Origin of the sequence: Paraburkholderia sp. SECH2, assembly GCF_030464795.1 — a bacterium.
Classification (GTDB): Bacteria; Pseudomonadota; Gammaproteobacteria; order Burkholderiales; family Burkholderiaceae; genus Paraburkholderia; species Paraburkholderia aspalathi.
The window spans coordinates 70,393-92,367 of sequence record NZ_JALPRH010000008.1 but is presented as its reverse complement, the minus strand read 5'-3'; the positions used below and the strand labels follow the sequence as shown (position 1 = coordinate 92,367).

The window sequence follows — 21,975 nt, the reverse complement described above, 5'->3', positions numbered from 1 at the left end:
CTCGCCGGGCGTATGAGACCATTTACGGTCCAGTTGGCGGCGCGTTCACAAGATGCCTGCCGCCGGCTTCCACCCGAATCTGACATCGATCAGAAAAAGCGAGAATTAGATGCAGCGCAGAAATATCCTCAAAGCCCTCTCGGCAGTAGTCGCCAGCGCGGCGATCGTCACCAGCTTCGGCGCACACGCCGACGACAAGGTCATCAAGGTCGGCACCATCGGCGGTCCGGATGCGCAAATCTGGGAAGTCGTCACGAAAGTGGCGAAGCGCGAAGGCCTGAATGTGAAGGTCGTCGAATTCAACGACTACGTGCAGCCGAACGCCGCGCTCGATGCCGGCGATCTGGATGCCAACAGCTTCCAGCACCAGCCGTACCTCGACAGCCAGGTCAAGCAACGTGGCTACAAGATCGTCAATGCGGGCCTGACGTACATTTCGCCGCTCGGTATCTATTCGAAGAAGCTGAAGTCGCTGAAGGATCTGGCGCAGGGCGCGAAGATCGCGGTGCCGAACGATCCGTCGAACGAGAACCGCGCGCTGCTGCTGTTGCAGGCGCAAGGCGTGATCAAGCTGAAGGCCGGCGCGGGCACGAACGGCAACAACGCCACGGCGCTCGACGTCGCCGAGAATCCGAAGAAGATCAAGCTGCTCGAACTCGACGCAGCACAACTGCCGCGCTCGCTGTCGGACGTCGACGCTGCCGCGATCAACACGAACTTCGCGCTGGCCGCCGGTCTGCAGCCGACCAAAGACGCGATCGCGCTCGAAGATATCCACAGCCCGTACGCGAACCTGATCGCCGTGCGCACGCAGGACAAGGACAAGCCGTGGGTCAAGAAGCTGGTTGCGGCTTACCAGTCGGAAGACGTGCGCCAGTTCATCAAGACGCAGTTCAAGGGTTCGGTGGTGCCGTCGTTCTAAGCGACACCCGTCAACCTGCTTCGCAAAGCAAAAACGCCACGGTGACAAACCGTGGCGTTTTTTTTGTCCGTGCGTCGCGCATTCGTTGGCAGGACTACAACTCCAACTCCCATCGCTCGATCATCAGATCCTTGCCGAAGCGCCGTTCCGCTGTCGTACAGACGAGCTGGAAGCCGGCGCGCTCGCATAGCCGACGCGGCTCATTGAGCGTGCTGGCCGTGGTCAGCGTGAGTTTGGTGTACCCCGCGCGCCGCGCGAAGCGCACGCATTCGCTCATCAATTGCGTGCCGATGCCAAGGCGCTGCACATCCGGCTCGACCCATAAGAGCCGTACGCCCGCCACGGTCGTCGAGATTCCGACGATGCACACCGAGCCGACCACCATGCCGTCCTGATCGGCAACCCAGCACATCTCGCGCACGGGATCGTTGCGCTGCGAGTAATCGGCGACGACGCGCGCGAGCAGCCCTTCGAACGATTGATCCCAGCCGTATTGCGCGGCGAACCACTGCGCCTGTCGATGCACGAGCCAGCCGCACTCGCCGGTGCGTGGCTGCCGAAGGGTCACGAGTTCATGCTGCGGCTTGCTGTCGAGCAGGCGCTCGATCACCTTCATCGCGGCGATCAGATGTTCCTGGGAAAGCGCGGTGAGGCCATTCAGCAGCGCCGTTACTTCGTCGATCGCCGCCGTATCGAGCGGTGCATAGGCCGCGTGGCCGTTGTCTGTGAGGGCGATTAACGACTGGCGCGCATCCGTGTCGGAGGGGCGCCGCGTAATCAGGTTGCGTCGCTCGAAACTGGTCAGAAGGCGGCTGAGGTAGCCGCTATCGAGGCCGAGATTGCGCCCGAGCACCGAGGCTGTCTGCGCGCGTCCGCGGGACAGTTCGTGTAGAACGCGTACTTCCGTCAGCGAGAAGGCACTCTTTGCCAGATGCTCGTGCAGAGCGCCGATGAGCTGGGTATAGAAGCGGTTGAAATGGCGGACGGCCTGAGCGCGCCGCAGCGCCTCGGAATCTGTCAAATGCTGCTCCCCGGGGGAATTTTTTTGGCTAGCTACGCATCACTATATTGGAACGGAACCCATTAAAAAAGCCGCGCTGCCACGGAGCGTCCCTAAGTGGTATCAGAAAGGTATGGATTTTAGGGCGTCTATCCGGCCGGGAAGAGAACCACTATGGACCACCTGGATGCCGTCCGGCATCTCGAATACGGGTAAATCCCGATCCCTGTAAACCGCTCTCCGAAGCGCTCAAATCACCCTCCGACGCTTATCCAGCAAGGCTTTTCGCCAATCTATACCAGCATGGGACCAGTTGATTGACTGGTATTATGTTGGTTATATAATGGGCTCTCATTTTCGTAGGCCGCGTTCTTCTAGACGACCGCCGGAGCCCCATGGAAACTCGCTGGTCCGCACTGATGCCTGACGCTCGCAACGTCACGCCGCTCTATCTGCAGCTCGCGCGCAATCTGGCGACGGCGATCCACTGCGGCGTGTGGTCGGCGGGTGAAGCGCTGCCTTCGGAGCGCACGCTTTCGGATGCGATCGGCGTGTCGCGCATCACCGCGCGTAAGGCGATCGAGCTTCTGGTCGAACAAGGCTTGATCCGGCGGGCGCGGGGCGCAGGGAGCTTCATCACGCCGCGCGTCGAAGACCCGCTGTCGCGGCTCACCGGTTTCACGAAGAAGATGCAGCAACGCGGGTTCCGGCCGGATTCGGTGTGGCTCGAGCGCGATATCCGCGCCGCCAACCGTGATGAGCTGGTGCACCTCGGCCTGTCGCCCGGCGCGGCGGTGACGAGCCTGCGGCGTCTGCGGCGCGCGGATGGCATCGTGATGGCGGTCGAGCATTCGGCACTGCCCGCGGCGATCGTGCCTGATCCGCTGGCCATCGGCGTGTCGCTTTACAGCTATCTCGAACAACGTGGCGCTGCCGTCGTGCGCGCCTTGCAGCACTTTCGCGCGGTCAATGCTTCGAGCGAAATCGCCTCGTTGATGGATATCGAACCGCGCTCAGCGCTGCTGGTCATTACCCGTATCGGGTATAGCGCGGACCAGCGTGCGATCGAACTGACCGACACGTATTGCCGCGACGATTACTACGACTTTGTCGCTGAATTGCGCACCTGATTGGCGCGCCTGAGCGGGCCGCCGTCAAGTGCGGCACAGCCGAACGCAATTCAGTCACACCCCGCATTACGCCTCACCAGAGAGACTCATGCTGACCGGAAACATACTCACCACCGATGGGTGGATTCACGGCACGCTCGAATACGAAAACGGCCGCATCACGGCGCTGACCGGCGAACGCGTCGATCCGGCGAAGAATGACGCGCCGTATATCCTGCCCGGCTTCATCGATCTGCACGTGCATGGCGGCGGCGGCTCCGACGTGATGGAAGGCGGCGACGCGATCGAGACGATCAGCCGCACCCATGCGCGTCACGGTACGACCAGCCTGCTCGCCACCACGATGACCGCGCCGCGCGACGAGCTGATGAATGTCGTCGCGGGTCTGGGCAACAACGCGCGCATTCGCACGCCAGGCGGCTCGCGTGTGCTCGGCGTGCATCTGGAAGGTCCGTACATCAACCCCGGCAAGCTCGGCGCGCAACCAGACGCGGCTGTGTCGGCCGTGATGGACGAAGTGCTGAAGTATCTGTCGATCGCGCCGATTCGCGTGGTCACGCTGGCGCCGGAAATCGCCGGCCACATGGAGATCATCTCCGAGATGGCGGCGCGCGGCGTGCGCGTGCAGCTCGGCCATTCGCTCGGCACCTACGACGACGCCGTCGCCGCACTCAAGCACGGCGCCTGCGGCTTCACGCATCTGTTCAACGCGATGTCGCCGCTGCATCACCGCAATCCCGGCCTCGTCGGCGCCGCGCTCGCGCACGCCGAATTCGCCGAAATCATTCCCGACTTGCTGCACGTCCATCCGGGCGCGATCCGCGCCGCCTTGCGCGCGATTCCGCGTCTTTACGTTGTGACGGACAGCACTTCGGCGACCGGCATGCCCGACGGCGAATACCGCCTCGGCAGCCAGCATGTGACGAAGTGCCTCGGCGGCGTGCGTCTCGCCGACGGCACGCTCGCCGGCAGCACGCTGACGATGGATCAGGCGCTGCGCAATCTCGTATCGATCGGCTTGCCGATCGCCGATGTTTCAAACCGTTTGTCGCGCTACGCCGCCGACTACCTCGGTATCGAAGACCGCGGCCGCATCGCGCGCGGTGCGTGGGCCGATGTGGTCGTGTTCGATCGTGAACTGGCGTTGACCGCGACTTACGTCGAAGGAGAATCAATTGTCGAATATGCTTAAAGAGGCGCAGGCGTCCGCTGAAACGGTCGCCGCGCAGCTCAGGGATACCTCGCGCGTGGAAGCATTGGCGGCGAAGCTCGCCCAGCAACCGCGCCACGTTGCGCTGACAGTCGCGCGCGGCAGCTCGGACCATGCGGCGAGCTACTTCGCGAGCCTGACGATGAGCCGCCTCGGTGTACCGGTTGCCTCGCTGCCGATGTCGGTCGCGACGCTCCAGCAAGCGCCGCTGCAAGTGCGCGATCAACTTGCGCTGGCGTTCTCGCAGTCGGGCAAGAGCCCGGACCTGGTCGGCACGATGGAAGCGTTGCGCAAGGCCGGCGCGTTGACGGTGGCCGCGGTGAATGCACCGAACTCGCCGCTGGCGGACGCTTGCGAATTTCACCTGCCGCTCGTGGCCGGTCCGGAACTGAGCGTCGCGGCGACCAAGAGCTACATCGCCATGCTGTCGATCTCCGCGCAACTGGTCGCTCATTGGCAGAAAGACGAAGCGCTGCTCGGTGCGTTGAACACGCTGCCTGACGCGTTGCAAGCCGCCGGCAAGCTTGATTGGTCGAAGGCTGTGGATGAACTGCGTGGCGTCGAACGCATGATCGTGATTGGCCGCGGTCTGGGCCTTGCGATCGCGCAGGAAGCTGCACTCAAATTGAAAGAGACCTCCGGCATTCAGGCCGAAGCGTTTTCGAGCGCGGAAGTGCGGCACGGTCCGATGGAGTTGATCGATCGCGACTACCCGCTGCTGGTCTTCGCACCGCGTGGTCCCGAACAAGCCGGCTTGCTGCAACTCGCGCGCGACATGCAGGCGCGCGGCGCCCGCGTACTGCTCGCCGCGCCGGCCGACGTGCCGGAAGCGACCCTGCCGCTCGCCACCACCGCTCATGCGGCGCTCGATCCGATCGCCGCAATCCTGTCCTTTTACGTGATGGCTGCCGGCCTTGCCGCCGCTCGCGGGCGCAATCCTGACGCGCCACGCCATCTCAACAAAGTCACCGAAACTCACTGACGAGAAATCAGATGCGACGTGTCGAGGAGTCCCGCTTGATGAGCCATTCTGAAGGCCATATTGTTTTGCTCGCGCCGATGACCGGTCCGGTCGTGCCGCTGGCGAACGTGCCCGACCCTGTGTTTTCGGGCGGCATGTTCGGCGACGGCATCGGCATCGATCCGCTCGAGGGGCGACTCGTCGCGCCGTGCGACGGCACCATCACCCATCTCGCCCGCACCGGTCACGCAGTCACGCTTGCGACGGCCGAAGGCGTCGAGATTCTGTTGCACATCGGCATCGATACGGTCGAACTGAATGGCAAGGGCTTTGCGCCGATGGTCGCGCAAGGCGCCCATGTGCGCACCGGCGACATCCTGATCGAATTCGATCAGGACCAGGTCGCGCTGAATGCGCCGAGTCTCGTCTCGGTGATCGCGATTGCCAATTCGGATGCGTTTGAGATTGTCGAGCGTGTGCAGAACGGCATGCTGAAGGCAGGCGAAACGCCGTTGCTGGTGCTGCGCGCTCGCAGCGGCGAAGCGGCAGACGCATCGCGCCAGGCGAGCGCCACCAACGTGACCGAAGAAGCGCGTCAGCAAGTTACGCTGATCCACGCGGGCGGTCTGCATGCGCGGCCGGCAGCGCGCGCTCGTGAAGCGGCGCGCGGTTTCGATGCGCGTGTCGAAGTACGTTACGAAGGGCGCAAGGCGGCGATCGAGAGCGTGGTCGGTTTGCTCGGCCTTGGCGCTGGCGAAGGTGCGACTGTCGAGTTGCTCGGCGTTGGTCCGCAAGCTCAAGCTGCGATCGAAGCGATTGCACACGAATTGACGCGTGAAGCGCACGGTGAAGTCGAAGAGAAGCCGGCGCGACAAAGTTCGCCAGCGCCGCAAACGGTCGCGCGCGCTGCGGGCGAAACGCTCGCGCCGAATACGCTCGCGGGTGTGTGCGCGTCGCCGGGCGTCGCGGTCGGAAAGCTGGTGCGTTGGGACGATGCGGATATTGATCCGCCGGAAAAGGCGAACGGCACGTCGGCGGCAGAGAGCCGGCTGCTCGACAAGGCGATTGCCACCGTCGATGCAGATCTCGGTACTACAGTGCGCGATGCGTCGCAACGCGGTGCGGTGGGCGAGGCGGGTATTTTCGCGGTGCACCGTGTATTGCTCGAAGATCCCACGCTGGTCGATGCCGCGCGCGATCTGATCAGCCTCGGCAAGAGCGCGGGCTTTGCATGGCGCGAAGCGATCCGCGCACAGATCGCCATCCTGACCAATATCGAAGACGCGTTGCTCGCGGAACGTGCCGCCGATCTGCGCGACATCGAAAAACGCGTGTTGCGTGCGCTCGGTTATACGAACGCCGCGGCACGCACGCTGCCGGAAGAGGCTGTGCTTGCGGCCGAAGAGTTCACACCGTCGGATCTGTCCTCGCTGGATCGCACGCGCGTCACTGCGCTGGTGATGTCGCGTGGCGGCGCCACTTCGCATGCAGCAATCCTCGCGCGTCAGGCCGGCATTCCGGCGCTGGTGGCAGTCGGCGATGCGTTGCACGCGATCCCTGAAGGTACGCAGGTTGTGGTGAACGCCACCACCGGCCGCCTCGAATTCGCGCCGACTGAGCTCGACGTCGAACGCGCGCGTCTTGAGCGCAGCCGCCTCGCCGGTGTGCGCGAAGCGAATCGCCGTACGTCGCAACAGGCGGCCGTGACGTCCGATGGCCGTGCGATCGAAGTCGCCGCAAACATCGCCACGCTCGACGACGCGAAAACCGCCGTCGACAACGGCGCCGATTCCGTCGGCCTGCTGCGCACCGAATTGCTGTTCATTCACCGCGCCTCGGCGCCGACCGTCGACGAACATCGCCAGAGCTATCAGGCCATCGTCGAAGCGTTGAGCGGCCGCACCGCGATCATCCGCACGCTGGACGTGGGCGCGGACAAGGAAGTCGATTACCTGACGCTGCCGCCCGAACCGAATCCGGCGCTCGGCCTGCGCGGCATCCGCCTCGCACAAGTGCGCCCGGATCTGCTCGACGATCAGTTGCGCGGCCTGCTCGCGGTGCAACCGCTCGGGGCCGTACGCATCCTGTTGCCAATGGTGACGGATGTCGGCGAACTGATCCGCATCCGCAAACGCATCGACGAATTCGCCCGTGAATCGGGCCGTACCGAACCGATCGAAGTCGGCGTGATGATCGAAGTGCCATCGGCTGCCTTGCTCGCCGATCAACTGTCGCAACACGCGGATTTCCTCTCGATCGGCACCAACGATCTGACGCAATACACGCTCGCCATGGACCGTTGCCAGGCCGACCTCGCAGCGCAAGCAGACGGCTTGCATCCGGCGGTGTTGCGCCTGATCGCAGCGACCGTGCAGGGCGCGAACAAGCACGGCAAATGGGTCGGGGTATGCGGTGCACTGGCGGGCGATCCGCTGGCCATGCCGCTGCTCGTCGGCCTCGGCGTGACCGAACTTTCGGTGGATCCGGTGTCGGTGCCGGGCATCAAGGCGCGGGTGCGCAACCTCGATTATCAGCTGTGCCGGCAACGTGCCCAGGATGTCCTGGCGCTCGAATCGGCACAGGCGGTAAGAGCAGTAAGCCGCGAAACCTGGCCTTTGGACTGAACCCCACACGGTCCGCAACCAGCTTCGCTCAGTAACCACGTAAAGCTAGAACTCAACGACGACTGTCGACAACGAGACAAGGATTGGAGGTGTCAATGGATGGGAATCCGTTTCTGAAGATTCAGCGCCTGGGACGCGCGCTGATGCTGCCGATAGCAGTGCTGCCGGTTGCCGGCCTGCTGCTGCGATTGGGCCAACCCGATGTGTTCAACATCAAGATGATCGCCGACGCCGGCGGCGCGATCTTCGACAACCTGCCGTTGCTGTTCGCAATCGGCGTGGCGGTTGGCTTCGCGAAAGACAATAACGGCGTGGCGGGTCTCGCGGGTGCGATCGGTTATCTGGTCGAAATCGCGGTGATGAAGGACATCAACGACAAGCTCAACATGGGCGTGTTGTCCGGGATCGTGGCGGGTATCGTCGCGGGCTTGCTGTACAACAAGTACAAGGACATCAAGCTGCCAGACTACCTCGCATTCTTCGGAGGGAAACGCTTCGTGCCGATTGTCACCGGCGTGGTCTGTCTGGTGATAGGCATTGTGTTCGGCTATGTATGGCAGCCGGTGCAAGGCGTCATCGATACGGCCGGCCATTGGCTGACCACCGCGGGTGCGCTTGGCGCGTTCGTGTTCGGCGTGCTGAACCGTTTGCTGCTTGTCACGGGTCTGCATCACATTCTCAATTCGCTGACGTGGTTCGTGTTCGGCACCTTCACGCCGCCCGGCGGCGCGCCGGTGACGGGCGACCTGCATCGCTTCTTCGCGGGCGATCCGACTGCGGGCACGTTCATGACGGGCTTCTTCCCGGTCATGATGTTCGGTCTGCCGGCCGCGTGTCTCGCGATGTATCACGAGGCACCGAAAGAACGTCGCGCGATGGTGTTCGGCCTGCTGGCTTCGATGGCGCTTACCTCGTTCCTGACGGGCGTGACCGAACCGATCGAATTCAGCTTCATGTTCCTCGCGCCGGTGCTGTATGCCATCCATGCGGTGCTGACGGGCTTGTCGCTGGCGATCTGCTCGGCGCTCGGGATTCATCTCGGCTTCACCTTCTCGGCTGGCTTTATCGACTACGTGCTGAACTACGGCCTGTCGACCAAGGGCTGGTGGGCGATTCCGATCGGCCTCGTGTACATGGTCGTGTACTACGGTCTGTTCCGCTTCTTCATCCGCAAGTTCAACATGGCAACGCCGGGTCGTGAACCTGCTGCCGAAGAAGAACAGATCGAGTCGTTTGCGGCTGGCGGTTTCGTGTCGCCGGTGGCGGGTGCCGCCGTGCCGCGCGCACAGCGTTATATCGCCGCGCTGGGTGGCGCCTCGAACCTTTCGGTGGTGGATGCTTGTACGACGCGATTGCGTCTGTCGGTGGTGGATGCCAACAAGGTTTCGGAAAGCGAACTGAAGACGATCGGCGCGCGTGGTGTCCTCAAACGCGGTTCGACCAACGTGCAGGTGATTATTGGACCGGAAGCGGACATCATCGCCGATGAAATTCGCACTGTGATCGCACAAGGCGGTGGCGATGCCGTGAAGCCGGTGGCTGTTGCTGCGCCTGCTGTCGCTGCGGCTTCTGTGGCTCCCGTGGCGATCGCAAGCGGTGCTCAGGGCGGTCCGCTCGATCCGGATCCGTTGCGTTGGCTCGCCGTGTTCGGCGGCTCGGGCAACATCGTGTCGCTGGATGCCGTGGCGGCCACGCGTCTGCGGATCGTGGTTCGCGATCCGTCGGCGGTTGATCGTCAACGTCTTGCTACGCTCGATACGGCGTGGGTTTCGGCCGATACGTTCCACATCGTCGTTGGCGACGCAGCACAGCGCTACGCCGCACAACTGGCGACGCGTCTGTCGCCCGATACGGGTGCCGGTACGGCGCCGCAGCCTGCGTAATGCAACGTTGAGGAGCGACCTGCGCCGCTCCGTTGTTAAGCTTCTGTTCCGATGAAGCAGCAATAAAAAAGCGGCACCTTGATTCAAGGTGCCGCTTTTGCGTTTGCCGGCTTGAGCCTAACGGCGCGCGACCAGTAACAGATCCATCAACGTGCCTTCTGCTTACCCGCTTCCAAAGGCCGGCGCGTTTCCAGCCACATCACATTGATAATGCCGAAGGCCAACGCCACGCCAATGCCGAGAAGCCAACTGAAATACCACATCACAAACTCCTGTTATCCGTATTCCTGATCAATACATAGAATGGTGATTTTCTTCGAGCGCCGCGGCGGTCACCTTGCCTCGCATCACGCGATACACCCAGCTCGTGTAGATCAGGACGATCGGCAGGAAAATGATTACGGCGATCAGCATGATCTGCAGCGTCATGCGGCTCGAGGTCGAATCCCAGACGGTCAGGCTGCTGCGGCCGTCGAGCGAGGAGGGCATGATGAACGGGAACATCGAGAAGCCTGCCGTCAGAATCACACCGATGATCATCAGCGAGGTCGACAGGAAGGCGCTCTTTTCAAAACGCGAGCGCGCCAGCAACAAGGCAAGCACGCCACCCACGAGGCCCGCCACCGGCGCGATCACCATCCACGGATAGTTTGCGTAGTTGGTGAGCCACAAGCCGGGCGCGCCGATCACGTTCTTCAGCAGCGGGTTGGCCACCGTATCGAGCGGCGCGGCGTCGACGATCTGATAGCCGCCGATCATCGTGGCGATCAGTGCGCCGGCAAGCAGGAATAGCACCACGGCGGCGAGCGAAGCGATCCGCAGCGCGAGCGATGCACGCTCGGCGACGACGTCGTCCGCCTTCATCTTCACGAAGGCCGCACCGTGCGCGGCCAGCATCGACACGCTAACGAGTCCGCACAGCACGGCGAACGGGTTGAGCAGCGCGAAGAAACTGCCGTGATACGTAACGCGCAGATCGGTGTCGAACGAGAACGGCACACCTTGCAGCAGGTTGCCGAATGCCACGCCGAACACCAGCGCCGGCACGAAGCCGCCGACAAACAGCGCCCAATCCCACGCACTGCGCCAGCGCGGGTCTTCACGCTTGCTGCGGTAGTCGAAACCGACCGGCCGGAAAAACAGCGAGAACAGCACCAGCAGCATCGCGAAGTAGAAGCCGGAGAACGACGCGGCGTACACCAGCGGCCACGCGGCGAACATCGCGCCGCCCGCAGTGATGAGCCACACCTGATTGCCTTCCCACGTCGCGCCGACCGTGTTGACGACGATGCGTCGCTCCGCGTCGGTCTTCGCGATGAACGGCAGCAGAATCGCCGCGCCCATGTCGAAGCCGTCGGTGAGCGCGAAGCCGATCAGCAGTACGCCGATCAACACCCACCAGATCAGTTTGAGGGTTGCGTAATCCATGATGATCTTTCCCTTGGAACAGAGTGGCGGCGAATCATGCGGCCGTGTTGGTCGGCAGCGACTGATTCAGCGGCTGTTGTTGTTCGTGGTGATAGCGCCCCGTGTGCAGTGACGAAGGCCCGAGCCGCGCGTACTTGAACATCAGCATGATTTCGATGATGAACAGCACCGTGTAGAACACGACGAAGCCGGCAATGCTCAGGTACAGATCGCCCGGTGTCAGGCTCGAGGCGGACAATGCGGTCGGCAGAATGCCGGCAATGGTCCACGGTTGACGGCCCACTTCAGCAACGATCCAGCCGAATTCAGCGGCGAGCCACGGCAACGGAATCGCCCACACAGCCCAGCGCAGGAACCAGCGGCGTTTCTCCAGCAGCAGGGAGCGCTGCGCGCAAAACCAGAACGCCAGCACGAACGTCGCAAGGAACAGGATGCCGAGGCCGACCATCAGTCGGAACGAGAAGAACACGGGCGCCACTGGCGGAATCGTCTTCTTGGCGGCCTGCACGATCTGATCCGGCGTGGCGTCGGTGACGTTCGGGGTGAACTGCTTGAGCATCAGGCCGTAGCCGAGGTCTTCTTTGTGCGCGTCGAAGGCGGCTTTGACTTCGTCCGTGGCGTCGCCCTGTTTAAGCCGTTGCAGCGCGGCATAGGCGAGCATGCCGTTCTTGATGCGCACTTCGTTTTGCGCCATCAGTTCTTTCAGGCCGACCACCGGTTCGTCGATCGAGCGCGTGGCGATGAGGCCGAGCGCATACGGAATGCGGATCGCATAGTCAGTGCGTTCTTCCTTCTGGTTCGGAATGCCGATGATCGTGAAGGGCGCGGGTGCGGGTGCCGTCTCCCATTCGGATTCGATGGCGGCCAGCTTGACCTGCTGAACTTCACCGGTGCGGTAGCCGGATTCGTCGCCGAGCACGATCACGCACAGTGTCGAGGCCAGGCCGAAGCCGGCGGCAATGGCGAACGAGCGCAAAGCGAATTCGGTGTCGCGGCGCTTCAACAGATACCACGACGACACACCGAGCACGAACATCGAAGCGGTCACATAACCGGCCGATACGGTGTGCACGAACTTCACCTGCGCGACCGGATTGAATAGCACCGAGAAGATGCTGTCGAGTTCCATGCGCATGGTCTGGTAGTTGAAGGTAGCGCCGACCGGATTATTCATCCAGCCGTTGGCCACCAGAATCCACAGCGCCGACAGATTCGAGCCGAGCGCGACGAGGAACGTGACGCTTACGTGCTGCACTTTCGAGAGCCGCTTCCATCCGAAGAAGAAGAGGCCGACGAAGGTCGACTCGAGGAAGAACGCCATCAACCCTTCAACGGCCAGCGGCACGCCGAAGATGTCGCCGACATAGTGCGAGTAGTACGACCAGTTGGTGCCGAACTGGAATTCCAGCGTGAGGCCGGTGGTGACCCCCATCGCAAAGTTGATGCCGAACAGCTTGCCCCAGAACTGGGTCATGTCTTTGTAGATCTGCTTGCCGGTCATCACATAGACGGACTCCATGATGACCAGCAACCAGGACAGACCGAGCGTGAGCGGCACGAACAGAAAGTGATAAAGCGCCGTGATGGCGAACTGGAGGCGCGACAGTTCTACGACTTCGCTAACGGGCATGTTGACCACCTTGGGACGGATGCGAGGCAGGCACGGACAGCAGCGCCTGCGCGACTTGTTCAGGCGGCAGCGACATATGCTCCGCCTGCGGATGATTGAAGAACGCGTACTTGAGCACCATCAGTAATGCGAATTTGATGGTGAGGACGATGGCGATATCCCGCGCCAGCGTCGGACCGCGCGCCCAGGCGGCGAGCCGTTTTCGCAGGCTCGAGCGAGGGGTGCTATGGCGATTCAGGGCTATGGTCATGATCGGTAGAAGGCAACTTCACACCGGTTTAACCGGCTGGATCCAGGCCGGTTCGGAGGCCTGGCGAGTTCATCCCGATTCTAGGAGCAATGACCTAGTGCGCGTAAGTTCGGCACTGCGGCATTGGGTCGCGAACGTCACGCCGTCTGGACAGTATTGCTATGGGGCTTGTGATACGTCAAGAAACACGTGTTTGGTGGGCATGTTCTTGAGTGAGTGCGCGTGCGTCTTCGATCGAGCGCTGGCATTGTCGAGTGGGCACAAAAAAGCCCTGCCTTCTTGCGAGGGCAGGGCTTTGCAGCTAAACAGCGCGCGCCAGACGAGCCGGCACGACTCAAGCTTTAAGTGTTACGCATATTCAGTCAACGCGCCGCGCATTTTCTTCATTGCGCTTGCCTCGATCTGGCGGATGCGTTCGGCCGACACGCCGAACTCGTCGGCCAGTTCGTGCAGCGTCGAGCCGCCCGAACCGTCGTCTTCCACCTTCAGCCAGCGAGCCTCGATGATGCGGCGGCTGCGGGCGTCTAGTGCGTCCAGCGCGCTCGCGATACCGTCGCTTTGCAGCTTGTCGCGCTGACGCGAAGCCAGCACGGCTGTCGGCTCGCTATGCGAGTCGGCGAGGTAGGCGATCGGCGCGTACGACTCTTCGCCGTCTTCGACCTGACCTTCCAGCGCGATATCGCCGCCGGACAAGCGCGTTTCCATCTCGGCCACTTCTTCACGCTTCACGTTCAGCTCTTTGGCGAGACCTTCGATCTCGTCCGGCGTGAATGCGCCGAGACCCTGCTTGTGGCTGCGCAGGTTGAAGAACAGCTTGCGCTGCGCCTTGGTGGTGGCGACCTTCACCATCCGCCAGTTACGCAGAATGTATTCGTGGATCTCAGCCTTGATCCAGTGCATGGCGTACGACACGAGGCGCACGTTTTGCTCGGGGTCAAAGCGCTTCACGGCCTTCATCAGGCCAATATTGCCTTCCTGGATCAGGTCGGCATGCGGCAGTCCATAACCAAGGTAATTGCGCGCGATCGATACGACCAGCCGCAGGTGCGACAGGACGAGACGGCGTGCGGACCCAAGGTTGTCCTGCTCGCGAAATTCGGTGGCGAACTGGCGTTCTTCCGCCGGCGTCAGCATCGGAATCCGATTTACGGCCTGGATGTAGGCGTCGATATTGCCCAGTTGACCGGGCAGCAGCGAGGAATGCGAGAGCGCCAGCGCACCTGCCGAAGCGGCCTTAGCCGACGACGGGCTCAAAGTACTCGGAAGGGTCATTGCATGGCTCACGTAGGAAACTCCTTTGGAATCAGACAAAAGCGTGTTCAGTTAAAACGACTCCAGCGTTGGATGTTAGCACTCTGATTTGCCGAGTGCTAATACTTAGAGGCCGTAGGGGCATCCAAGTTCCGTAAATTCCTATTGAAATTTAGGTTTTGATAGCCATGGAGGGCTCTGTCGGCAAGTGCGTGTGCGCCGTAGAATTTACCTAACACATTCCTTTCGGTCTTATAAGTGACCGACTTTTTCTAAAACCGAAGTGACTAATTGCGGAAATTCAACATTCTTCAGACAATCCACGAAATCAGGATTGTCTTTAGAATAGGCGGAACAATTCGAAGGTAATCAGCGTTCGACTAGGTCGGGTGTTCGATGAACAACAAAAAAAATGTTTGGCGTGGTCTGGCTCTAAAAGGTGTGTCGGCGGCTTTGCTACTTGCCTGCTCCGGAGTGGCGGCAGCCGACCAGTTCGGCGTGCAGATCGCCGGCGGTCTCGGAGATCACCACATTAAAAAACTCGATCTCGGCCTGGTCTGGGATCCGAATCTGACGTGGTGGCAGATCGGCGATTGGCACTTTTCGCTGATCGGCGAAGCGCATGTGGCCTGGTGGCACACCGACGAAGGCAATGTGCACGAGAACATCGGCGAGATCGGTGTGACGCCTATCATTCGCTTCATCGACGGAGCGGGTGCGATTCGCCCTTACATCGAAGCAGGTGCCGGTATCCGCCTCCTGTCGAGCCCGAGAATTTCTACTGACCTCACACTCGCGACTGCGTTCCAGTTCGCCCCCATGGCGGGAGTTGGCCTGCAATTCGGCAGTCACCAGCAGTACGAGGCGGGCTACCGCTTCCAGCATATTTCCAATGGCGGTATCAAAGAGCCGAATCCTGGTATAAATTTCCACCAGCTATATTTGCAATATAACTTCTGACGACCGTGGCCACGTTCGGCTCACCGGTGCAAGGGGCTGAGCAATGGCGGCAAAGATAATCGAAGCGATTCGCGGGCTCGAGCGCGAGCGCTTCCGTGCGATGGTCGACGGCGACGGGCAGTCGCTCGATGCGCTGCTCGCGGACAACGTGAGCTATGTCCATACGAACGGCAAGCGCGAAACGAAGCGACAGTTCATCGACGGTATTACCGCTGGGCGCCGCCGCTATCGGCAGATCGAGGTGCAGTCGCAAGATGTGCTGCCGGTGGGGCGCGAGACCTGCGTCGTCACGGGGCGCGCGCTGATCGAAATGGAAGCGAACAATGGCGCGCTGCTGTTTCCGATTGCGTACACGGCGATTCACACACAGGAAGACGGGCAATGGCGTCTGATTGCCTGGCAGGCGACGCGTTGCGCGATCGAGTGAGCTTTTTGAGCTCACTCCGTTTCGCCAGTCGCAGTGGGTGAGCGCCTTGTGAGCGCTCGAACGGCAAGAGCAGGCGGGTTGCACCGCTCATGCTGAATTGGCCGCCTGGTGGGTCGGTCAGGCGGGTTTTGATGCAGTTGCGCCGCCGCCGCTAATGCGGTCCAAACGGGGAGGGCGGCTCCGCCCCGTCTCAAGTCACTCAGGCAGCTACGCGCTGCAGATCCTCATCGCTCCACACCGGCCGCTTTGCGGCATCACCCGCATACGGATGCCGCGGATGCACCGGAATCTGATTGCAGCGCTCGACCACGCGCCGCACCGCATCGATGTCTGAAAAATCGAGGCCCGGGTCGACGCCCTGCGCGTGAAGGTTCATCGCGAGCGTAACGAGGTCCATGTTGCCGGTGCGCTCGCCATTACCGAACAGACACCCTTCGACGCGATCCGCGCCCGCGAGCAGCGCCAGTTCCGTAGCGGCCACGGCGGTGCCGCGATCGTTATGCGGATGCACCGACAGCACGATGCTGTCGCGATAGCTGAGATTGCGGTCCATCCATTCGATCTGATCGGCGAACACGTTCGGTGTCGCGGCCTCGACGCTCGCGGGCAGGTTGACGATCATCTTGTGGTCGCGCGTGGGCCGCCAGGTCTGCGCGACTGCGTCGCATACTTCGCGCGCGTAGGGGAGTTCGGTCGTGTTGAAGGTTTCGGGCGAATACTGGAACGTCCAGTGCGTGTCGGGCCGCGCCTGCGCATGTTCCTTGATGAGGCGCGTGCCTTCCACCGCCAGTGCCTTGATCTGCTCCTTCGACTGGTTGAAGACGATCTTGCGAAACGACGGGCAGATTGCGTTGTACAGGTGCACGATGGCGCGCGGCGCGCCCTCCAGCGATTCGAACGTGCGCGCAATCAGTTCGGCGCGTGAGGGCACGAACACTTCAATCGTCACGTCGTCGGGAATGCGTTTTTCTTCGATCAGCTTGCGCACGAAATCGAAGTCGGTTTGCGAGGCCGACGGGAAACCGACTTCGATCTCCTTGAAGCCGATCGCCACCAGCATCTCGAAGAATTCGAGCTTTTGCGCGGCATTCATCGGCTCGATGAGCGCCTGATTGCCGTCACGCAGATCGGTGCTCATCCAGATCGGCGCCTGGTTGATCGTGCGGCTCGGCCATTTGCGCCCGGTGAGGCGCACTGCGGGAAAGGGGCGGTATTTTTCAGCGGGATTGCGCAACATGAAATTGACCCTCGCGCTTCGTCCGAAGGGTAAACGGACGAACGCAAACGACTACAGGTTGTGAAGAACTACGGTCGGGGGTGAGACAGTAACTGCGGGGAGCTGCTTTGAAGACCGCGCTTTGGGCAACTAATCTGGATGATTCAGGTTGCCAACGCGCGGCGCTACGTCTGACTTACGCTAGACGTAGCGATAGAGGCCGCGCTAGGCGGCCGGAGGTAATTCGGAGGGTGTTCGGAAGGGAACGCATGGGTCTAATGTATGACGGCTCGCTGCGGCGTGTCAACCCGCGGACGTCATCCTGGCGCGTGCTGGCAATGCCGCAAGCGTCGCGTTGCACTCACGCCGCGCACGTCACACGGGTATTTTCGCGACGTCGACGATCAGCTCCACTTGCCGTTCGATCGCGCTCGGGACAGGCGCTTCGCCGCGCAACACGGCGTCGATCCAGGCGGCTGTGGTCGCGGCGTCGCGCGCTTCGGGCAAGTCGACTTCAGGCGCGTCGGGCGACGAGCGCTCGTGCGGCACACGCGTTTCGCAGATGCCGTCATGCAGCCAATCCACTTGCACCTGGCGGCGCGTGTCGGCCACCGCTTCGCCTTCGGTGCCGCGCGCGAGCAGGGCGCCGCCCTCCGCGGCGGCCGGGTGCGTGTTGAACAGTTGCGTGAGACTGTCGCGATATGGCGGATGCGTATAGTTCACGAGCCGCAGCCCGGCGGGCGCGAACGGCTGCAGAATTTTCACGAGCGTGTGCGTTGAATTGCGCACGCCCATCCGCCGGCGCAGCGAGAGAAGGTGCGCGAGCTTCGGCGCGAGTACCTCGATCGGTGCGAATGCGAGACGGCGCTCGGCGAGACCGTCTTCGATGTCGGCGTGCGATCGCGCGTGCGGAATCTGCAGATGTGTGAAGATTTCAGCGCTCGTCACGCGGCCCGGATCTTCCGTGACGCCATGCACCAGCACCGGCACACCTTCGCGCGCCAGCAGCAGCGCGAGCAGCGGCACCAGGTTGGGCTGCTTGCGCGCGCCGTTGTACGTGGGTATCGACACGGGCCGGAATGCCGCGTGCGGCAGATGAAGCGGTTCGAACGACGCCTGCGCGCCGGCCAGCATGGCGGCGAGTTCGTCGGCCGTTTCGCCTTTCACGCGATACGCTAGCAGCACGGCGCCGAGTTCGAGATCGGCCACGCGGCCGTCGAGCATCGCGGTGTAAAGCGTGCGCGTATCTTCGGCAGTCAGCGCGCGGGCGCCGTTCGGGCCGCGGCCGATTTCCTTGATATAGCGGGCGCAGGGGAAAAAATTGGCGGTGTCGGCGGAGTCGGTCATCGGGCGCAGTGGGACGAGGGCGTGCCGCCTTGGGCGGTCGGCCAGGGAATTCAAAGGACGCTATCCAGTGTGAGTATCGCATCTATAGCGACGAGGCGGTCCGGCGGACCGGCGATCCCACGAGACGATGCGGCCGGAGCGCCGGTCCGCGCGTGCCGGTGCCGATCCGCTGCGCGGCGCTTTGCCGCGCGTTACACTCGATGTTTTATCGCCGCGTGGGCGCGGCACAATCCAGAAACGGAGAACGGGATGAGTTACGTATTTGCACCCGCACCGGTCGTTGCGGTGCCGGTCGTGGGGTCCAGCGAGCAGTTCGCGGTGCGTCGCATCTACTGTGTGGGCCGCAACTACGAGGCGCACGCGCGCGAGATGGGGCACGATCCTGACCGCGAACCGCCGTTCTTCTTCGCCAAGCCGGCCGATGCCGTGCTGTATGTCGCACCGGGTGCGACCGGCGAATTCCCCTATCCCTCACAATCGAAGAACGTCCACTTCGAGATGGAACTGGTGGCGGCGATCGGTAAAGGCGGCAAGAACATTCCGGCCGAAAGCGCACTCGACCACGTGTACGGTTACGCGCTCGGCCTCGACATGACACGCCGCGACCTGCAGGCCGAAGCGAAGAAGCTGGGCCGTCCCTGGGATACCGCGAAGGGCTTCGATCACTCGGCGCCGCTCGGTCCGATCCATCCGGTCACGACGGTCGGCCATGTCGGCAAGGGTGCGATCTGGTTATCGGTGAACGGCGAGGAAAAACAGAATTCGGATGTGTCGCAACTGATCTGGTCGGTAGCCGAGACGATTGCCTATCTGTCGACGCTGTTCGAACTGCAACCGGGCGATCTGATTTTCACCGGCACGCCGGAAGGCGTCGGCGCGGTGGTGCAGGGCGATCTCATGAAGGGCGGTGTGGACGGGCTCGGCGAGCTCAGCGTACGCGTCGTCTGAAGCGCGGCGGGAGGAGACACATAACATGAAGCTCTACAGCTATTTCCGAAGCTCGGCGTCCTATCGCGTGCGCATCGCGCTGAACCTGAAGGGTCTGCCGTACGACTATGTGCCAGTGCACCTCGTGCGCGACGGCGGCGAGCAGCTGAAGCCCGAGTATCGCAAGGTGAATGCGGATGGCATCGTACCCACGTTCGTCGATGGCAACGAAGTGATGCCGCAGTCGCTCGCGATCATCGAGTATCTGGAGGAGACGCATCCGGAGCCGCCGCTGTTGCCCGGCACGCCGGCCGAGCGCGCCTATGTGCGTTCGGTGGCGCTGCAGGTGGCGTGTGAGATCCATCCGCTGAACAATCTGCGCGTTTTGAAATACCTGAAACACACGCTGTGTGTCGACGATGACGCGAAAGACGCGTGGTACAAGCATTGGGTCGAAGCAGGCTTTGCGACGCTCGAAGCACATCTGGCGGGCGATTCGCGCACCGGCAAGCTGTGCTTCGGCGACACGCCGACACTGGCTGATGCGTGTCTGATTCCCCAGGTGTTCAACGCCCAGCGCTTCAAGGTGGATACGGCGAAGTTTCCGACGATTCAGCGCATCTACGAACACGCGATGCAGATCGACGCGTTCGCTCGCGCAGCGCCTGGTGTTCAGCCCGACGCGGAATGATGCTGTGGCTTGAATGAAAAAAAGGGCGCTCGGAAGAGCGCCCTTTTTGCTCGTTTTGCGACGAACGTCGCTGTGTTCAACCGCCCAGCAACGCGTCCGAAAACTCTTCCGCGCTGAACGGCTGCAAGTCCTCTACCTTTTCACCGACGCCGATAAAGTACACCGGAATCGGACGCTGACGCGCAATCGCGGCGAGAATGCCGCCCTTCGCGGTGCCGTCGAGCTTGGTGACGATCAGGCCGGTGAGGCCGAGCGCGTCGTCGAAGGCTTTCACTTGTGCGAGGGCGTTCTGGCCGGTGTTTGCGTCGATCACCAGCAACACCTCATGCGGCGCGCCATCTTGCGCCTTGCCGATCACGCGCTTCACCTTGCGCAGTTCTTCCATCAGATGCAGTTGGGTCGGCAGACGGCCGGCCGTGTCCGCCATCATGACGTCGATCTTGCGCGCACGCGCGGCGCCAACCGCGTCGAAAATCACAGCCGCCGGGTCGCCGCTTTCCTGCGACACCACCGTCACGTTGTTGCGCTGGCCCCAGATCGCGAGCTGCTCGCGCGCGGCGGCGCGGAACGTATCGCCCGCAGCCAGCAGCACCGATTGCTCGAAGCTTTGCAGATGCTTGGCGAGCTTGCCGATGCTGGTGGTTTTGCCCGCACCGTTGACGCCCGCGATCATCATGACCAGCGGTTGCGCGCGGCCGAGCATCAGCGATTTTTCCAGCGGCTTGAGCAGGTCGATCAGCAGCGTGCGCAGCGCTGTTTTCACCTGTTGAGGATCGGTGAGGCGTTCGGTGCGCACTTTTTCGCGCAACGATTCGAGCAGAAATTCGGTGGCTTCGACGCCCGCGTCCGACATCAGCAGCGCGGTTTCGAGTTCTTCGTACAGATCCTCGTCGATCTTCGTGCCGACGAAAATACCGGTCAGGCTCGAACTCGTTTTCGACAGACCGGTCTTCAGACGCGTGAGCCACGAGCGCTTTGCGTTCGCGTCCTGCATAGGCGGCGGGACGATTTCGACCGTTTCGAGCGCCGGTGCTTCGGCTTCGGGCTCATTGGCGGACGCCGCGGCAGCCGGCTGCGTATCGACGCGAACCGGAGTCACCGGCTGCGGCGCTGACGGCGCGACGGGTGCTTGCGGCGCCTCTACGGCGGGTTCGGGCGCCAGGGCTTCCGGCGCCGTCTGCGATTCTTCTGGCGCGTTATCGGACTCTTTCGAACCCTTGAATCGTTTGAAAAAGCTGAACATGATCTGGCGTGGTGAGAGCGCGCGCCGATGCGCGCAGCCGGGACGGGCCCGTGGGAGCGGCAGGCAGCGTTGCGATGCGGGATGCAAGGCGCTGGAAGCCGCACATTTTATCAGGCGCGCCGCCGCCCGTCGTATTGGCCGAACGGCCAGGCTGGACGCCCGGCGCCCCTGTGGTAACGTTGGCGCTCCAGTCCGCACGCATCGGCGTCGCGGGCGCCCTAATAACGTAATCGAAACTGCATGCCCCGTTCTGCTCCTTCACGCGCCCACGGCGCTTCGTCCAAAGGCGGCAAGCCGCACGCCATCCGTATCATCGGCGGCGACTGGAAGCGCACACCGCTGCCCGTGCTCGACCTCGACGGCCTGCGCCCCACGCCCGACCGCGTACGCGAGACGCTCTTCAACTGGCTCGGCCAACGGCTGGACGGCCAGCGTTGCCTCGATCTGTTTGCCGGCAGCGGTGCGCTTGGCTTCGAAGCTGCCTCGCGCGGCGCCGCGCGGGTGTTGATGGTCGAGCGCAATGCGCGGGCCGCAAGCCAGCTGCGCGCGAACCAGGAGCGCCTCGCGGCGCGTACGATCGAAATCGCGGAAGCCGACGGCTTGCGCCTCGCGGCGAGTCTCGCCCCCGGATCGTTCGACGTCGTTTTCCTCGATCCGCCGTTCGACGGCGATCTTCTCGATAAGGCGCTCGCGCTGGCCGTGCCGCTGCTGAGCCCGACAGGTTTTCTGTACGTAGAAGCCGGCGACGCGCTCGAACTGGATGGGAACGAGACGCTCGCCGGTTGGGAAATCGTGCGGCAAGGCAAAGCGGGCGCTGTCCACTTTCATTTGCTGCAGCGCGAAAATAAGGAATAATGCGCGTTCCAAAACAAGCC

Annotated in this window: 19 protein-coding genes and 1 pseudogene; 11 read left to right on the top strand and 9 right to left on the bottom strand. The window is 62.5% G+C overall.

Features of this window, described 5'->3' with window-relative positions; all coding sequences use genetic code 11:
- Window positions 1–109 precede the first annotated feature (109 nt).
- Window positions 110–922, top strand: a complete 813-nt coding sequence (locus M0D66_RS16105) for a MetQ/NlpA family ABC transporter substrate-binding protein (RefSeq protein WP_266211005.1) — start codon at window positions 110–112, stop codon at window positions 920–922.
- 94 nt (window positions 923–1,016) lie between these two features.
- Here the strand turns inward: M0D66_RS16105 and M0D66_RS16100 are convergent, their stop codons facing one another.
- Window positions 1,017–1,943 (bottom strand): bifunctional helix-turn-helix transcriptional regulator/GNAT family N-acetyltransferase, encoded by a 927-nt coding sequence (locus M0D66_RS16100; RefSeq protein WP_266211004.1) that lies wholly within the window; start codon window positions 1,941–1,943, stop codon window positions 1,017–1,019.
- Window positions 1,944–2,317: 374 nt separating this feature from the next.
- Here M0D66_RS16100 and M0D66_RS16095 point away from each other — a divergent pair, with 374 nt between their 5' ends.
- From M0D66_RS16095 to nagE, 5 genes are all read left to right on the top strand, one after another.
- Window positions 2,318–3,052, top strand: a complete 735-nt coding sequence (locus M0D66_RS16095) for a GntR family transcriptional regulator (protein ID WP_054035773.1) — start codon at window positions 2,318–2,320, stop codon at window positions 3,050–3,052.
- Window positions 3,053–3,140: 88 nt separating this feature from the next.
- A complete protein-coding gene (gene nagA / locus M0D66_RS16090) occupies window positions 3,141–4,244 on the top strand; it encodes an N-acetylglucosamine-6-phosphate deacetylase (RefSeq protein WP_093643731.1) in 1,104 nt (367 codons plus the stop codon).
- A complete protein-coding gene (locus M0D66_RS16085) occupies window positions 4,237–5,244 on the top strand; it encodes an SIS domain-containing protein (RefSeq protein ID WP_200651398.1) in 1,008 nt (335 codons plus the stop codon). The genes nagA and M0D66_RS16085 overlap by 8 nt, the downstream gene beginning before the upstream one ends.
- Window positions 5,245–5,282: 38 nt before the next feature.
- A complete protein-coding gene (gene ptsP / locus M0D66_RS16080; protein WP_200651379.1) occupies window positions 5,283–7,847 on the top strand; it encodes a phosphoenolpyruvate--protein phosphotransferase in 2,565 nt (854 codons plus the stop codon).
- A 95-nt stretch (window positions 7,848–7,942) separates the two neighbouring features.
- Window positions 7,943–9,730 carry an N-acetylglucosamine-specific PTS transporter subunit IIBC gene (gene nagE, locus M0D66_RS16075; RefSeq protein WP_266211003.1) on the top strand — a complete coding sequence of 596 codons (1,788 nt, stop codon included), beginning with the start codon at window positions 7,943–7,945 and terminating at the stop codon, window positions 9,728–9,730.
- Window positions 9,731–9,876: 146 nt separating this feature from the next.
- On the opposite strand, the gene cydX is transcribed toward nagE, so the two are convergent.
- The 5 genes from cydX to rpoH form a co-directional block, all read right to left on the bottom strand.
- Window positions 9,877–9,993 (bottom strand): cytochrome bd-I oxidase subunit CydX, encoded by a 117-nt coding sequence (cydX, locus tag M0D66_RS16070; RefSeq protein ID WP_093643722.1) that lies wholly within the window; start codon window positions 9,991–9,993, stop codon window positions 9,877–9,879.
- Between the two features lie 28 nt (window positions 9,994–10,021).
- Window positions 10,022–11,158: a cytochrome d ubiquinol oxidase subunit II gene (gene cydB / locus M0D66_RS16065; RefSeq protein WP_054035782.1), complete on the bottom strand. Its 1,137-nt coding sequence runs from the start codon at window positions 11,156–11,158 to the stop codon at window positions 10,022–10,024.
- A 34-nt stretch (window positions 11,159–11,192) separates the two neighbouring features.
- Entirely contained in the window at window positions 11,193–12,788 is a 1,596-nt protein-coding gene (locus tag M0D66_RS16060) for a cytochrome ubiquinol oxidase subunit I (protein WP_097393514.1), read from the bottom strand.
- Window positions 12,778–13,038 carry a cytochrome oxidase putative small subunit CydP gene (gene cydP / locus M0D66_RS16055; RefSeq protein WP_200651382.1) on the bottom strand — a complete coding sequence of 87 codons (261 nt, stop codon included), beginning with the start codon at window positions 13,036–13,038 and terminating at the stop codon, window positions 12,778–12,780. Before cydP ends, M0D66_RS16060 begins: the two co-directional genes overlap by 11 nt.
- 348 nt (window positions 13,039–13,386) lie before the next feature.
- Window positions 13,387–14,322 (bottom strand): RNA polymerase sigma factor RpoH, encoded by a 936-nt coding sequence (gene rpoH, locus M0D66_RS16050; protein WP_093643716.1) that lies wholly within the window; start codon window positions 14,320–14,322, stop codon window positions 13,387–13,389.
- 363 nt (window positions 14,323–14,685) lie between these two features.
- Between rpoH and M0D66_RS16045 the strand changes: the two genes are divergently transcribed.
- Both M0D66_RS16045 and M0D66_RS16040 read left to right on the top strand, forming a co-directional pair.
- Window positions 14,686–15,249, top strand: coding sequence for an acyloxyacyl hydrolase (locus M0D66_RS16045; protein WP_093643714.1), 564 nt, complete (start codon window positions 14,686–14,688; stop codon window positions 15,247–15,249).
- 43 nt (window positions 15,250–15,292) lie between these two features.
- Window positions 15,293–15,676: a nuclear transport factor 2 family protein gene (locus tag M0D66_RS16040; RefSeq protein WP_093643712.1), complete on the top strand. Its 384-nt coding sequence runs from the start codon at window positions 15,293–15,295 to the stop codon at window positions 15,674–15,676.
- A gap of 253 nt (window positions 15,677–15,929) precedes the next feature.
- Here M0D66_RS16040 and M0D66_RS16035 read toward each other — a convergent pair.
- Window positions 15,930–16,913: pseudogene (locus M0D66_RS16035) on the bottom strand (2-isopropylmalate synthase); the annotation flags it as partial.
- Between the two features lie 354 nt (window positions 16,914–17,267).
- Window positions 17,268–18,239 carry a DNA-binding protein YbiB gene (gene ybiB / locus M0D66_RS16030; protein WP_093643708.1) on the bottom strand — a complete coding sequence of 324 codons (972 nt, stop codon included), beginning with the start codon at window positions 18,237–18,239 and terminating at the stop codon, window positions 17,268–17,270.
- Window positions 18,240–18,488: 249 nt separating this feature from the next.
- On the opposite strand from ybiB, the gene M0D66_RS16025 reads away from it, so the two are divergent.
- Window positions 18,489–19,187 carry a fumarylacetoacetate hydrolase family protein gene (locus M0D66_RS16025; protein WP_159004998.1) on the top strand — a complete coding sequence of 233 codons (699 nt, stop codon included), beginning with the start codon at window positions 18,489–18,491 and terminating at the stop codon, window positions 19,185–19,187.
- A gap of 25 nt (window positions 19,188–19,212) precedes the next feature.
- A complete protein-coding gene (gene maiA / locus M0D66_RS16020) occupies window positions 19,213–19,857 on the top strand; it encodes a maleylacetoacetate isomerase (protein WP_266211002.1) in 645 nt (214 codons plus the stop codon).
- 76 nt (window positions 19,858–19,933) lie between these two features.
- Here the strand turns inward: maiA and ftsY are convergent, their stop codons facing one another.
- Window positions 19,934–21,100, bottom strand: a complete 1,167-nt coding sequence (ftsY, locus tag M0D66_RS16015; protein ID WP_266211001.1) for a signal recognition particle-docking protein FtsY — start codon at window positions 21,098–21,100, stop codon at window positions 19,934–19,936.
- 240 nt (window positions 21,101–21,340) lie between these two features.
- Here ftsY and rsmD point away from each other — a divergent pair, with 240 nt between their 5' ends.
- Complete coding sequence (rsmD, locus tag M0D66_RS16010) at window positions 21,341–21,955, top strand: 16S rRNA (guanine(966)-N(2))-methyltransferase RsmD (protein WP_256455583.1); 615 nt, start codon at window positions 21,341–21,343, stop codon at window positions 21,953–21,955.
- The last annotated feature ends 20 nt before the right edge of the window (window positions 21,956–21,975 follow it).